Here is a 13,405-nt window from a genome sequence, read left to right on the forward strand (position 1 = left end):
ACCGGATCGTAAATCTTCTATATCGTCGGGGGCAATGGTGAAACTTTCCTACGGCCCGTCACGCACCGTCATCCGCGGGGGTCGCGGGTCCGGAGCGCGCCACGGACGATCATCGTCAACTTCGGGTTGACGGCCGAACGCCGTCAACCTATGGTTGACGCATGACGGAGCCAGTGCAGATGAACAACCCGGTACGCCTGGACGACCTGATCCAGGCGATCAAGAAGGCGCACACCGATGCGCTCGACCAGCTCACCGACGCGGTCATCGCAGCCGACCACCTCGGCGACGTCGCCGACCACCTGATCGGCCACTTCGTCGACCAGGCCCGCCGCTCGGGCGCGTCCTGGACCGACATCGGCCGCAGCATGGGCGTCAGCAAGCAGGCGGCACAGAAGCGCTTCGTGCCGAAGGCCGACGAGACGCCGCTGGACCCCCAGCAGGGCTTCGCCCGGTTCACCCCCCGGGCCCGCAACGTGGTGATGGCCGCGCAGAACGAGGCCCGCGCCACCGGGCACGCCGAGACCCGCCCCGAGCACCTGGTGCTGGGGCTGCTCTGCGAGCCGGAGGCGCTGGCCGCGAAGGCGATCGTCGCCCAGGGAGTGTCGCTGGAGCGGGTGCGCGAGGCCGCGACGGCCGCGCTGCCGCCCTCGTCCGGCGAGGTGCCCGACCTGATCCCGTACGACGCCCAGGGCAAGAAGGCGCTGGAGCTGACCTTCCGGGAGGCCCTGCGGCTGGGGCACAACTACATCGGCACCGAGCACATCCTGCTCGCGCTCCTGGAGCACGAGAACGGTGCCGGCGCCCTCAGCGGGCTCGGCGTGACCAAGGCCGCGACCGAGGAGTGGGTGGCGGCGGCGCTGCGGGCCGTTCAGCTGCGGGAGTGACCCGCCTCAGGGCGCGTCGGGGAAGCCGTAGCGGGCGGCGTGCTCGGGATCCGTCGGGTCGACCTGACGGATCCCGGCGTCGGCGAGCCGCTTGTTGACCTCGTCGAGCCGCTCGCGCACCAACTGGGCCTCCTCCTCGGTGACCCGGCCCCGGTGCGGCCGGCCGGCGTGCTCGATCGTGCCGTAGTCGATCCGTTCCGCGCCCTTGCGGGCCTTCGGCGGGCGGACCCGTTCGGCCGTCTTCAGCAGCTGCGCCATCGGCACGTCGGTCGCCATCGCGTCGAACTCGCTCGCGGTGAGCACCACCCGGCGCGGCTCGCCGTCGCCGTGCCGGTCGTGGATCTCGACCACCGCGACGTCCAGCGCGGCGTCGTCGATGCCCTCCACCTCGACCGGGGTGGCGTCCAGCCGCACGGGCCCCGCGACCAGGTCAGGGTGCTCCAGGACGACGACGCGGACCACCTCGTCGTCGGGCTGGATGACCGTGCCGCTGAAGTCGGAGACGTGGATCGTCTTCTTGCCCATGCGCGGAGCTTCTCCTGTCGTAGGCCGGGATGCCGGACCAGAAGAAATTACCCGACAGGTGTGCGAAAGCCGCCGGTGGACCGTCCGGGTGTGTCGCGGAGCCGCCCCGCCGCGCGGGACGGTCAGCGGGTGTTCAGGCCGCCGGGCGAGGCGGCGCCGGCGGGCTGCTTGTCCACCTCGCTCCACGGCAGCGCCTCCGCCCCGGCGCGGTGACCCCGGTACGCCGACTGGGCCGGGAACCGCCCGGTGGCCTCGGTGGCCCGCCAGAGTCGCTCGGGGGCCTGGTGGTACCGGTCGTTCGGCTGATTCGGCATGACCATACCGTCCCAAACAAAGTTGTCCATGTATGAAAATGAATATGACGGACGGTCGATGCGTCTGGTTCCCGTGATCGGCCGCCGTCCCACGAACCCGCGGTCATCGACGTACCTGTACGTCTACCCGCCCGCCGCGCCGCCCAACCCTCGACGCCGGCCCGCGTGCCACGGCGCCGGGTCCGCCGGGTCACGCGACGCCGGGCGGGCCCGCCCCGTGACGGGTTCCGTGACGTGGTGCCGCCGTGCCCGCGTACGGTGATCGTCGGCGAGGCGGGCCGGGCGTCGGCGGCCCGCACGCCGAATGACCACCGACGGCTGCGGGGAGGTGGGCGGCGGTGCTCGACCGGCGGCTGCACCTGCACCTGGCGAGCTGGCTCGGCCAGTGGCCGGCGGGGCCCGGGCTGCACGTGGTCGGCTCGCACCGACGGGCCCGACCGGCCTGGGACGGCCGGCTCCGGCCCGCCGTCGCGGTGACCGCCGGCGCGAGCACCGTGCTCTCCGTGGCTCCCGACCGGGTGGCGGCGGTGCGCGAGCTGGCCCGGCTGCCGGGCGGGCCGCCGCTTCCGGCGCTGCCCGCCGCGGTCGGACGACCCGGCTGGGCGGTGCACGCCGACGTGTTCCGGTGGAGCGTGGCGCCGGCCCCGCTGTCGGACGTGGGGGAGTGGACACCCCCGGGCGCCGCCGGGCTGCCGTCCTGGCTGCGCCTGTTCGACCGGCCGGTGCTGGTGGTGCGCGACGCCCGGGGGCGTTACCTGGCCGGGGTCGGGATCAAGCGGCACGACGCGTACGGCCACGAACTCGCCGTCGGCACCGTGCCGGCGGCCCGGGGGCGGGGGCTGGCCCGGCGGCTGGTCGCCCAGGCGGCGCGCCGGGTGCTCGACGAGGGGGCCGTCCCGACCTACCTGCACGACCCCGCCAACACCGCCTCCGCGCGGGTGGCGACCGCCGCCGGCTTCCCCGAGCGGGGCTGGCGCTCGTTCGGCGTCTACCCGCCCTGACCGCGCCCGACCGCCCCTGACCGCGCGCCCCTCGCGGCGGGGCGCGGGCCGTGGATCCCGGGCCGGATCCACGGTCCGCAGTCTCCCCCAGGGTCCCGCAGGTGACGTGCGCACCGATCACGCTACGTAACTGTGAGGGTGAAGGCAAGATGCCGTAGGTGCGATCCGGGTGTCGAATAGCGGACTTGACCTGCGGCTACTCGGAGGGTGGCACCGTGAGCGGTCAGTGACGCAGCGTACGAATGAGGTCGAGCACCTGCCGGGTCACCGGGCGCAGCACGCGCAACCGGGACAGCCCCACCAGCCGGTCGGCCAACGGCACCGCACCGTCGATCAGCTGCCGGGTGCGGGTCTGGCCGGGCGAGCGGTCGTAGACCCAGTAGAGCACCACCCCCATGTACCCCAACCAGAGCAGCTCCGGCAGGTGCGGGCGCAACTCCGGGTCGACCCGGGCGGTGGAGCCCTCCAGCGCCTCGGCGAAGAGACCGATCGCCGCCTCGCGCGGGCCGGACGACTCCGCCGAGAAGGGGCTCAGCGGGGAGGTCGGCTCCGCCGCCGTCTTGAAGAAGCTGGCGGCGAAGGAGTGCGACGGGGTGAGCACGTCGATCCCGGCGTGCATCACCCCGGCCAGCCGGGCGGCGAGGTCGGGTTCCCGGGCGAGCACCGGCCCGGCCGCCGCCCGGTGCTCCACCTGGGAACGGGCGTAGAACTCCTGGATCAGGTGTTCCTTGGAGCCGAAGTAGTAGTAGGCGTTGCCCACCGCCACCCCGGCCTCCTGGGCGATGGCGCGCATGGTGGTCCGGGCGTAGCCGCGCTCGCGGAACAGCCGCATCGCGGTGTCCAGGATGAGCTGCCGGGTCTGCTCGCCGCGCGAGGTCGCCGGCTCACCCGCAGCGGTCGTCGGCGCAGTCTGCTCGGTCATCGGGGTCACCGTATCCCGCCAGGTCGTCGCCCGGTTCCGCCCACGGGTCGCGAACGCGTTCGCGGACCGAGGCGGCGGCGGCGACCACCCGCCGGGCCAGGGGGAGCAGGTGCGGTCGGGCCAGCCGCTCGGCGGCGCCCCGGTGGTCGGCCAGGGCCCAGAGGCAGGCGAACCAGGCGCCGTCCCCCGCGTACACCTCGCCGGTGTCCGCGACCACGGTCAGGTCGCGCAGCGTGGCGTCGTGGTCCAGGCCGGGGAAGCGCCGCCGGGCCTCCGCCGAGCCGGCCGGCACGAACTCCAGGGGTACGAGCTGGGCGCGGGACGCCAGCCAGCGCCGGGCGGACCGGCACAGTGGGCAGTGCGCGTCGTAGAGGACGGTGAACCCCCGGACGCCACCGCCCCCGTGCGCGGTGGCGTCCGGGAATCCGCCCGACCCGACGGTCATCGGACGGGCGGGCTGCCGGCCGCCCCGGTCTCCGTCCCCGGTCCGGCGGGGTGCGGGCCGGCGGGCTGAGCACCGGCAGGGCGCGGGGCGGCGGGGTGGGCGCCAGCGGGGTGCGGACCGGCGGGGTGCGGACCGGCCGGGTGCGGACCGGCGAGGTGCGGACCGGCCGGGTGAGCGCCGGCGGGGTGCGGGCCGCGGGGTGCGGGCGGCATCGGCAGCCGGCCGACCGGGGCGAGCGGCGGATGGGTGGCGAACTGGCGCAGCCGGCCACGGCGGTACCGGCCGAGCGCGAAGACGTTGAAGAAGTGCAGCGCGCCGAGCACCAGCAGCACCAGGCCGATCTTGAGGGACAGCTCCTCCATGGCCTGGGCGGTGGACCCGACCGGGTCGGGGTGCTTCATGGCCACCGTGACGTAGCCGAGGTTGAGCAGGTAGAAGCCGACGACGAGCAGGCTGTTGACGGCCTTCGCCAGCCGTTCGTCGGCGAAGACCTCCTCCAGGAAGACCAGCCCGTTGCGCGACAGCGCCCGGGCCACCCAGACGGTCAGCCCGATGCTGATCGCCAGGTAGACCAGGTACATCCAGACCTTCGTGTCCATCGCCGACGCCCCTCTTGAACGTGTTCAAATGTTGTCGCCTCAGCGTAGGCGACTTCTTGAACACGTTCAAGTCCTCCCTCGCGACCGTCGGCGTGGTCCGGTCGGGCGGGGGTGGGTAAGGTCGAGTCGCGCCGGAGCCGGCGCGACCTTCGACCGTGAGGCGGCCATGGACCGGGGTGAGCGGAACGCGGAGCCGGGCCAGGTGGTCCTGCGTCCGGCCGGTGAGATCGACATGGCCACCGCCGGCGAGTTCGAGGCGACGCTCACCGAGGCGCTGCGCCGACCCGGCGTCCGGGAGGTCGTCGTCGACCTGGCCGACCTGCGGTTCCTGGACTCCAGCGGCGTACGCGTCCTGGTGCACGGAGTCTCCGTGGGCCGCGAGCGCGACGTGACGATGCGGGTGGCCGGCCCGCAGCCGGGCGTGGCGCGGGTCCTTCGGATCACCGGGGTCGGCACCCTGCTCGGGCTCGCCGACTCCGACGCCGACGAACCCGTCGCGCGGGGATGGCGCGGGCTGGACTGACTCAGGGCTCCGAGTTCGCCGCCGCGGCGGCGGACCACTCGACCAGCAGCAGGGTCGCGTCGTCCTGCTGTGCCCCGGCCTGGTGTTCCCGCACCGCGTGACTGAGGCGGCGCAGCGTCTCCGCGGCCGGCAGCCCGGAACCGATGTGCCGTTCGGCGAGGTCCGCGAGGCGGGACAGCCCGAACATCTCGCCCGCCGGGTCGCGCGCCTCGGTCATCCCGTCGGTGTGCAGCAGCAGCCGGTCACCGGGCTCCAACCGGGTCCGCGCCACCTCGACGCGGCCGTCGGGCAGGCCGAGCGGGAGCCGGCGGCCACCGGTCAGCTCCTGCACGGCCCGTCCCCGGCGCAGCAGCACCGGCGGCGGGTGCCCCGCGTTGACGTACCGCAGCAGTCCGGAGCCGGTGTCGAACTCGGCGAGCACCGCGGTGACGAACCGTGCGTCGTGCCACTGGCCGGCGATCGCGGCGTCCACCGCCCGGACCAGGCCGGGCAGGTCCGATCCGGCGCGCCGGGCCGCCCGCAGCGCCGCCAGCGCCACCGAGGTGGTGAGCACCGCCGGCAGGCCGTGCCCGACCCCGTCGAGGATCGCCAGCGTCAGGGTCCCGCCGTGCACCGCGTAGTCGAAGGCGTCCCCGCCGACCTCGTAGCAGGGCTCGAGCAGGGCGCTGACCACCGCCTCCGAGGTGGCGAAGGTCAGCGGCGGGAGCAGGCTCCAGAGCAGCTCGGCGGAGACCCCCATCGGGCGGCTGCGCCGCGCCCGGTGCAGGGCGTCCCCGTAGTCCCTCTTGCTGGTGACCAGGTGACCGACGAGCCCGGAGACGAGCCGGCAGCCGTCCCGCAGCGCCTCGTCGGCGAGGTCGGCGTCGGCCGGCGGGAACACCTCCAGCAGCCCCAGCCGGTCGGTGCCGTTGACGATCGGCACCCACAGCCGGGGCGGTGGCCCCTGCCCCGCGTGCACCTCGACCTGGGTGAAGGCGCGCCCCGCGAGGCTGGTGTCGATCGGCAGCAGCTCCGGCGCCGCCCGCCCCGTGCCTGGCAGCGGGCGCAGGCCGTGCTGCTCGGCGTCGACCAGGTACACCGTCGCCGTCACGCCCAGCGGCCGGAGCGCGGCGTCGACCGTGGCCGCGAGCTCGTCCGGGGGCAGCCGGTGGGACCGGGACACCAGGTCGGCCAGGGCCCGGTGCCATGGGTCGGTGGCGGTCATGCTGTCGCATACCCCGGCCGGGCCCCGTCGAAGCCGGCCGGGCCCGGCCGGGAGCGAACCGCCACCTGACGGCGCGTGCCCGTCGGCGTCAGCCGGCCAGGCCGAGCACCTCGGCGGCCGCGCGGCCGCAGGCGTGGCTCGCGCCGTACGTGGTGACGAACGCCCGTACGCCGGCCGGACGCCACCGGGAGGGCCAGCCCATCTCGACCACGGTCACCGGGTGCTCGGCGGCCAGCGCGGTCACCAGGTCCGCGCCGCCCGGCAGCCGGTGCAGGTGGCGGCCGACCAGCACGATCGGCCGGTCCCCGGCGAGCTGGCGCAGGGCGGCCGGCCCGGTCTCGGTGGCGACCACCCGCAGCTCCTCCGTGCCGTCCAGGTGCGGGCCGAGGCCCCACGGCACCCGCCCCTCGGCGATGGTCGAGGCGGCGTGCAGCTGGACGACCAGCGGACGGTCCAGGGCGGTCAGCTCGCCCTCCACCCGCACGGCGCGCCGCGCTGCGGCGTACCCGAGTCCGTCGGGGGCGGCCGGCGTCGCGCCGGCGGTCCGGGTCCAGGCGGCGAGCGCGGCGGCGCGGCCGGCTGCCTCCTCCACCCGCGAGCGGTCCAGGCGGCCGTCGCCGAGCGCGCCGACGATCTCCGCGACCACCCGCTCGACCAGCTCGGCGTCGACCTGGGCGCCGATGCACAGCAGGTCGGCGCCGGCGGCCAGGGCCCGGACGGCGGCCGGACCGACCCCGCCGGCGGCCACCGCGGCGCCCTTCATCTCCAGCGCGTCGGTGATGACCGTGCCGGTGAAGCCGTACTCGCCGCGGAGCAGGTCGACCAGGACCGCCCGGCTGAACGTGGCGGGGCCGTCGCCGGTCAGCGCCGGCACCCGGATGTGGGCGGTCATCACGGCCCGCGCGCCGGCCTCGACGACAGCGGCGAACGGCGGCAGGTCGCGCCGGCGCAGCACGTCGAGCGGCACGTCCACGGTGGGCAGCTCGTGGTGGGAGTCGGCGACCGTCGCGCCGTGGCCCGGGAAGTGCTTGGCGCAGGCGGCGACCCCGGCGGCCTGGAGGCCGGTCACGGCGGCGGCGGAGTGCGCGGCGACCCGGGCCGGGTCGGCGCCGAACGAGCGGGTGCCGATCACCGGGTTCTCGTCGGCGGTGTTCACGTCCACGGTCGGCGCGAGGTTGACGGTGACGCCGAGGGCGGCCAGCTCCGCGCCGATGGCCTCGTAGACGCGGCGGGTCAGCGCCACCTCGTCGATCGCGCCGAGCGCCGCGTTGCCCGGGTACGGGCTGCCGGTGGCGTGCGCGAGCCGGGTGACGTCGCCGCCCTCCTCGTCGATCGCGATCAGCACGTCCGGGCGGCCGGCCCGCAGGGCGGCGGTGCTCGCCGCCACCTGCCCCGGGTCGTGGACGTTGGTGCCGAACAGGGTGTGCCCCGCGAGCCCCTCGGCGACCAGGTCGACCGCCCAGCCCGGGGGAACCGGCCCCGGGTACGCGGCGAGCAGCGTGCCGAGCGCGAGCCGGCGCAGTCCTGGATCCAGCCCCACGTGATCTTCCCCTTTCGTCCCCGCGGCACGGAAGTCGTACCGGCGGGGGTCGGTGACGTACCGGGTCGGCCGACCACCCCGCTCCCGGGCGGCCGATACGCTGTCGGCTACCCGCTCGCAGGTCGGTTTACAGTTAGCAAGGTTTACCAAAACTAGAGGACGTGGCATGAGTGCGACCCGGCTGCCCGGCACCCCCCGCCTGTTGCGGGCGCTGAACGACCGCGCGGCGTTGGAGCTGCTGCTGGAGCGGGGGCCGCTGACCCGGGCCCGGCTCGGCGAGCTGACCGGGCTGTCCAAGGTCACCGCGTCCCAGCTCGTCGAGCGGCTGGAGGAGCGGGGCCTGGTCACGCGCGTCGGCGAGCAGGCCGGCGGGCGGGGGCCCAACGCCCAGCTCTACGCCGTGCGGCCCGGCAGCGCGCACGTGGTCGGGGTGGACGTGGGCGCCGACCGGGTGGTGGCCGCCTGCGCGGACATCACCGGGGCGGTGATCGGCCGCGTCGAGCAGTCGGTCCGCGACACCGACGACCCCGTCGGGGTCGTGCACAACGCGGTCGTCCAGGCCGCGAGCAGCGCCGGGGCGCAGCTGTCGAGCGTACGGCGGATCGTGCTGGGCACCCCCGGCCTCGTCGACCCGGGCACGGGCGACATCACGTTCGCCTTCAACCTGCCCCGCTGGCACACCGGTCTGCTCGCCGCGCTCCGGGACGACCTGCACACTCCGGTGGTCTTCGAGAACGACGTGAACCTGGCCGCCGTCGCCGAGGCGCAGTCGGGCGCGGCCCAGGGGCTGACGGACTTCGTGCTGGTCTGGGTCGGCGCCGGCGTCGGCCTGGCGATCGTGCTGGGCGGCCGGCTGCACCACGGCAGCAGCGGCGCCGCCGGCGAGATCGGCTACCTGCCGGTGCCCGGCGCGCCCATCCCGCGCGACGTGTCCCGCCGGGCGAAGCCGGCGTTCCAGCAGCTGATCGGCGCGGACGCGGTCCGCGACCTGGCCCGCGCGCACGGCTACCCGGATGACAGCGGCGCGGTCGCGGTACGGGCGGCGGTGGCCGACGGCACGGCGGGTGGTCCCATGCTCGACGAGGTGGCCCGCCGGTTGGCGTTGGGCGTGGCGAGCACCTGCGTGGTGCTGGACCCGCCGCTGGTGGTGCTCGCCGGCGAGGTCGGCCAGGCCGGCGGGGCGGCGCTGGCCGAGCGCGTGCAGCACGAGGTCGCGGCGATCACGCTGGTCCGCCCCCGGGTCGTGCCGACGGGGCTGACCGAGGAGCCGATCCTGCGGGGTGCGCTGCGTACCGCGCTGGACGCCGTCCGCGACGAGGTCTTCGGCTCGACCGTCGGCTGACCGGGGCCGGCCGCCCGCCGGCGCGGACCGCGCGCCGGACCTCGCCGACCAGGGTCGGCGGGGTCGGCGGCGGCCCGGCGTCATGTGAAGGAATATTTCATCGCGGGCCCGGACACTGCAAGGTCCTGCCGCGCCCGCGCCCGCCGACGGCGGCCGGGCGTCACATCAGGTCGCGGCGGCGGAACGCCACGAAGGCGGCGGCGACCAACGCGCCGGCCAGCCCGAGCAGCAACACCAGCGCCGGCTGCCAGGTCACCACGTAGAGGCCGTCGCAGGAGTTGGAGACCCCGTTGTCGCACGCCCGGTAGTCCCAGAACTCGACCCGGCCGTTGAGCAGGGCGGCGGCGTAGCTGGAGAGCATGTACCGGTCCACCTTGACGACCTCCAGGATCTCCATCACCAGCCGGGCGCCCAGCTCCCACACCACCAGGTAGCCGGCGATCGCGCCGAGCGCCGCCGAGGTGTGCCGGCCCAGGGTGGCGACGGCGAACCCGACCACGGTGAGCAGCAGCACCAGCAGCATGCCGCGCCCCCAGTTCGCGCCCAGCGAGCCCCAGAACTCCCCGTCGAGGCGCCCCGGCCGCCCGGCGACCTGCGCGATCAGCCAGAACGTCCCGAGGTACGCCGCCGAGGCCAGCACGGACAGCAGCGCCGTCCCGCCGAGCAGCGTGCCCAGCTTGGTGCCGAGCACGGTCATCCGCCGGGGACGCCAGAGCAGCAGGTTGACCACGCCACCGGAGTTCAGGTCGGCGCCGATGTAGGAGGCGCCGACCAGGAAGCCGAAGAGCGCGAGGAAGGCGATGAGGAAGTAGAGCAGCGGCTTGGCCTCCTCGGCGAAGGTGAACACCCCGGCGAGGTAGTCGGACGCCACGGGCGCCCGCTCCATCAGGGCCGGGTCGACCTCGCTGCAGTTGTCGGGGACGTACTCCTGCACGTCGTCCGCCTGCACGACGCCGCGCTGCCGGTCCAGGCAGAGCTGGTGGGTGCGCTCCAGATCGCTGCGCGCCGCGGCGGCGGCCTGCTGGGCGTCGAAGACCTCCTGGGCGGTGGGCCGGTGGGAACTCGCCAGGGTGGTCGCCGCCGTGACGCCGAACGCGAGCACCAGCAGGACGAGCATGAGCTGCACGAAGCGCCGGGCGCCGAGACGCTCCAGCTCGGCACGGACCAGGTTCACGCGTCCACTCCCCGCTCGTCGAGGTCGATCACCGGTTCGGAGGGCCCGCCGTCGGGCAGCACCGAGTCGTCCACCTGCCGGGGCAGCGCCGGGTGCGTCGCCGTGCCGGTCAGTTCGAGGAAGGCGCTCTCCAGGTCGGGCCGCAGCGGGGTCAGCTCGCGCACCCAGAGGCCCGCCTCGCCCAGGGTGCGGCTGACCTCGGTGGCGTCGTCCACGTCGCCCACCACCAGGTGGTCGTCGTGCCCGGTCGCCGCGAGCCCGGCCGCCGTCAGCAGTTCCACGGCCCGCTGCGGATCGTCCACCCGCACCAGCAGCTCGTGCCGGTCGAAGCCGGCCAGCACCTCGTCGACGCGCCCGGCCGCCACCCGCCGCCCCCGCGAGATGATCGTCACGTGGTCGCAGATCAGCTGGATCTCGGCCAGGATGTGGCTGGAGACCAGCACGGTCACGCCCGCCTCCGCCAGCGAGCGCATCAGGTCCCGCATCTCCCGGATGCCGGCCGGGTCCAGCCCGTTCGCCGGCTCGTCCAGGATCAGCAGCTCCGGGTCCTTGAGCAGGGCGGAGGCCACCGCCAGCCGCTGCTTCATGCCCAGCGAGTAGCCCTTGACCCGCTCGTCGCCCCGGTCCCGCAGGCCCACCCGCTCCAGCGCCTCGTCGACCCGGGCGACCGGCACACCGCCGGCCCGGGCGAGCAGGCGCAGGGTGCGGTGGCCGGTGAAGTTGCCGAAGAACTGCGGGCTCTCCACGATCGCGCCGACCCGCCCGGCGACCAGGGGCAGCCCGGCCGGCGAGGGGACGCCCAGCACCGTCATCCGACCCGCGTCGGCCCGCACCAGCCCGAGCAGGGCGCGCAGCGTGGTGGTCTTGCCCGACCCGTTGGGGCCGAGGAAACCGTGGATCTGGCCGGCCTCCACCAGCAGGTCGAAGCCGTCGACCGCCACCCGGCGGCCCTGCCGCACGCTGTGGAAGGTCTTGCGCAGCCCTTCGATCTCGATGACCGCGCTCATCCGCGCGGCTCCCTGCTCCGACCGGGCATGGACCGTCCTCCGGTTGTGGTGACCAACGACACGGCGCCCCACCCTATGGCCGGGGCGCCGCCCGTGGGGGGCGCCCCGCGTTGCGTGGTTGGATGGTCGGGTGACTGGGGACGAGGATCTGGTGGTCAGCCTCGACGGCGTCGGCGTACGCCGGGCTGGCACGGCACTGCTGCACGACGTCGACTGGCGGGTCGAGCTGGACGAGCGCTGGGTGGTGCTCGGGCCGAACGGCGCGGGAAAGACGACCCTGCTCAACCTCGCCGCCGGGCGGCTGCACCCGACCACCGGCACCGCTCACGTGCTCGGCGAGCGGATCGGCCGCACCGACGTCAACGAGCTACGGACCCGCATCGGGCTCTCCACCGCCGCCCTCGCCGAGCGGGTGCCCGCCGAAGAGCGGGTCAGCGACGTCGTCGTCACGGCCGCCTGGTCGGTCGTCGGTCGTTGGCGGGAGAGCTACGACAGCAGCGACGAGGCCCGGGCCCGCGCCCTGCTGGGCCAGCTCGGCATCGGCGGCCTCGCCGAACGCGCCTACGGCACCCTCTCCGAGGGGGAACGCAAGCGGGTGCAGATCGCCCGCGCGCTGATGACGGACCCGGAGCTGCTGCTGCTCGACGAGCCCGCCGCCGGGCTCGACCTGGGCGGGCGCGAGGACCTGGTCGCCCGGCTGGCCGAGCTGGCGTACGACCCGGACGCCCCGGCGCTGGTGCTGGTGACCCACCACGTGGAGGAGATCCCGCCCGGCTTCACCCACGCGCTGCTGCTGCGCGAGGGCGGCGTGGTGGCGCAGGGGCTCCTCGACGACACGCTGACCGGGGACAACCTCTCCAAGACCTTCGGGCTGCCGCTGGTGGTCGAACGCTCCGGCGACCGGTTCACCGCCCGCGCCGCCTGACCGACGCCCCGGCCCGGACCACAGCCGCAGGCCGGGTCCTAGACTTCGCCGCAGCGCAATCCGGCGGCGAGGAGGTGGCGATGCGGCAGACGCGGGTCGTCGTGGTGGGCAGCGCCAACATGGACCTGGTGGGCACCGCCCCTGCCCTGCCCCGGCCGGGGGAGACCCTGCTCGGCACCGACTTCGTCATGGTGCCCGGCGGCAAGGGCGCCAACCAGGCCGTCGCCGCCGCCCGGGCCGGCGCCTCCTGCGCGTTCCTCGGGGCGATCGGCTCCGACTCGTTCGGCGTCACCCTGCGGGCGCGGATCACCGCCGCCGGGGTCGACACCGGGCAGCTCCGCACGACGTACGGCACGTCGGGCGTGGCGCTGGTGATGGTCAACGCCGAGGGCGAGAACGCGATCCTGGTCAGCCCGGGGGCCAACGCCTCGATGAGCGGCCTGACCGAGCCCGAGCTGACTGCCGTACGCGGGGCGGACGTGCTGCTCGCGCAGCTGGAGATCCCGGTCGCGACGGTGACCGAGGCGGCCGTCGTCGCCCGGGCGGCCGGCACCCGGGTGGTGCTCAACGCCGCCCCGGCCGTGCCGGTGCCGCCGGAGCTGCTGGCGGCGACCGACCTGCTGGTGGTCAACGAGACCGAGGCGCAGGCGCTCACCGGGCGCGGCCGGGACGAGCCGTCGGCCCTGCTCGACCTGGCGCCCCGGGCGGTGCTCACCCTCGGCGCGGAGGGCGCCTGGTACGGGGACCGGGACGGCACCGCCGTGCACGTGCCGGCGGTCAAGGTCGACGTGGTCGACTCCACGGCCGCCGGGGACGCCTTCACCGCCGCGCTCGCCGTGGCCTGGGGCGAGGGCCGGGACGTGGTCGACGCGGTGCGCTGGGCGGCGGCGGCCGGGGCGGCCTGCGCCCGCCGGCTCGGCGCCTCCGTCGCGCTGCCCACCCGGGCCGAGATCGACGAGCTGTACGTCCCCGCCTGATCCGGTCGACCCGTCGCCCG

General features: G+C 75.3%; 15 protein-coding genes. 6 read left to right on the forward strand and 9 right to left on the reverse strand.

Annotated features, from left to right (window positions below; translation table 11 throughout):
- Nucleotides 1-161: 161 nt before the first annotated feature.
- Complete coding sequence (locus tag RM555_RS28055) at nt 162-887, forward strand: Clp protease N-terminal domain-containing protein (RefSeq protein WP_311414536.1); 726 nt, start codon at nt 162-164, stop codon at nt 885-887.
- A gap of 6 nt (nt 888-893) precedes the next feature.
- On the opposite strand, the gene RM555_RS28060 is transcribed toward RM555_RS28055, so the two are convergent.
- Together RM555_RS28060 and RM555_RS28065 are read right to left on the reverse strand one after the other, a co-directional pair.
- Entirely contained in the window at nt 894-1,412 is a 519-nt protein-coding gene (locus RM555_RS28060) for a hypothetical protein (protein ID WP_311414537.1), read from the reverse strand.
- Between the two features lie 122 nt (nt 1,413-1,534).
- Nucleotides 1,535-1,726, reverse strand: coding sequence for a DNA repair protein (locus RM555_RS28065; protein ID WP_311414538.1), 192 nt, complete (start codon nt 1,724-1,726; stop codon nt 1,535-1,537).
- 338 nt (nt 1,727-2,064) lie between these two features.
- On the opposite strand from RM555_RS28065, the gene RM555_RS28070 reads away from it, so the two are divergent.
- Nucleotides 2,065-2,727 carry a GNAT family N-acetyltransferase gene (locus RM555_RS28070; RefSeq protein ID WP_311414539.1) on the forward strand — a complete coding sequence of 221 codons (663 nt, stop codon included), beginning with the start codon at nt 2,065-2,067 and terminating at the stop codon, nt 2,725-2,727.
- Between the two features lie 223 nt (nt 2,728-2,950).
- Here the strand turns inward: RM555_RS28070 and RM555_RS28075 are convergent, their stop codons facing one another.
- From RM555_RS28075 to RM555_RS28085, 3 genes are read right to left on the reverse strand one after another with little or no spacing between them, the layout of a single operon-like run.
- Nucleotides 2,951-3,649 (reverse strand): TetR/AcrR family transcriptional regulator, encoded by a 699-nt coding sequence (locus RM555_RS28075; protein WP_311414540.1) that lies wholly within the window; start codon nt 3,647-3,649, stop codon nt 2,951-2,953.
- Complete coding sequence (locus RM555_RS28080; RefSeq protein ID WP_311414541.1) at nt 3,612-4,094, reverse strand: thiol-disulfide oxidoreductase DCC family protein; 483 nt, start codon at nt 4,092-4,094, stop codon at nt 3,612-3,614. Before RM555_RS28080 ends, RM555_RS28075 begins: the two co-directional genes overlap by 38 nt.
- Entirely contained in the window at nt 4,091-4,693 is a 603-nt protein-coding gene (locus RM555_RS28085; RefSeq protein ID WP_311414542.1) for a hypothetical protein, read from the reverse strand. Before RM555_RS28085 ends, RM555_RS28080 begins: the two co-directional genes overlap by 4 nt.
- Before the next feature lie 166 nt (nt 4,694-4,859).
- Between RM555_RS28085 and RM555_RS28090 the strand changes: the two genes are divergently transcribed.
- Nucleotides 4,860-5,216 (forward strand): STAS domain-containing protein, encoded by a 357-nt coding sequence (locus RM555_RS28090; protein WP_311414543.1) that lies wholly within the window; start codon nt 4,860-4,862, stop codon nt 5,214-5,216.
- A gap of 1 nt (nt 5,217) precedes the next feature.
- On the opposite strand, the gene RM555_RS28095 is transcribed toward RM555_RS28090, so the two are convergent.
- Both RM555_RS28095 and RM555_RS28100 read right to left on the reverse strand, forming a co-directional pair.
- On the reverse strand, nt 5,218-6,420 hold the full coding sequence (locus RM555_RS28095; protein WP_311414544.1) for a PP2C family protein-serine/threonine phosphatase: 1,203 nt from the start codon (nt 6,418-6,420) through the stop codon (nt 5,218-5,220).
- Nucleotides 6,421-6,508: 88 nt separating this feature from the next.
- Nucleotides 6,509-7,960: a glycoside hydrolase family 3 protein gene (locus tag RM555_RS28100; protein WP_311414545.1), complete on the reverse strand. Its 1,452-nt coding sequence runs from the start codon at nt 7,958-7,960 to the stop codon at nt 6,509-6,511.
- A 166-nt stretch (nt 7,961-8,126) separates the two neighbouring features.
- Here RM555_RS28100 and RM555_RS28105 point away from each other — a divergent pair, with 166 nt between their 5' ends.
- Nucleotides 8,127-9,302, forward strand: coding sequence for an ROK family transcriptional regulator (locus RM555_RS28105; RefSeq protein WP_151455628.1), 1,176 nt, complete (start codon nt 8,127-8,129; stop codon nt 9,300-9,302).
- Between the two features lie 160 nt (nt 9,303-9,462).
- Here RM555_RS28105 and RM555_RS28110 read toward each other — a convergent pair whose 3' ends face one another.
- Together RM555_RS28110 and RM555_RS28115 are read right to left on the reverse strand one after the other, a co-directional pair.
- Nucleotides 9,463-10,476, reverse strand: a complete 1,014-nt coding sequence (locus RM555_RS28110; RefSeq protein WP_311414546.1) for an ABC transporter permease subunit — start codon at nt 10,474-10,476, stop codon at nt 9,463-9,465.
- A complete protein-coding gene (locus RM555_RS28115; RefSeq protein ID WP_311414547.1) occupies nt 10,473-11,483 on the reverse strand; it encodes an ABC transporter ATP-binding protein in 1,011 nt (336 codons plus the stop codon). The genes RM555_RS28110 and RM555_RS28115 overlap by 4 nt, the downstream gene beginning before the upstream one ends.
- Nucleotides 11,484-11,613: 130 nt before the next feature.
- On the opposite strand from RM555_RS28115, the gene RM555_RS28120 reads away from it, so the two are divergent.
- Together RM555_RS28120 and RM555_RS28125 are read left to right on the forward strand one after the other, a co-directional pair.
- Nucleotides 11,614-12,408 carry an ABC transporter ATP-binding protein gene (locus tag RM555_RS28120; RefSeq protein ID WP_311414548.1) on the forward strand — a complete coding sequence of 265 codons (795 nt, stop codon included), beginning with the start codon at nt 11,614-11,616 and terminating at the stop codon, nt 12,406-12,408.
- Between the two features lie 80 nt (nt 12,409-12,488).
- Nucleotides 12,489-13,385, forward strand: a complete 897-nt coding sequence (locus tag RM555_RS28125; RefSeq protein ID WP_311414549.1) for a ribokinase — start codon at nt 12,489-12,491, stop codon at nt 13,383-13,385.
- Nucleotides 13,386-13,405: the final 20 nt, after the last annotated feature.

The organism is Micromonospora reichwaldensis (assembly GCF_031845925.1).
Classification (GTDB): Bacteria; Actinomycetota; Actinomycetes; order Mycobacteriales; family Micromonosporaceae; genus Micromonospora; species Micromonospora reichwaldensis.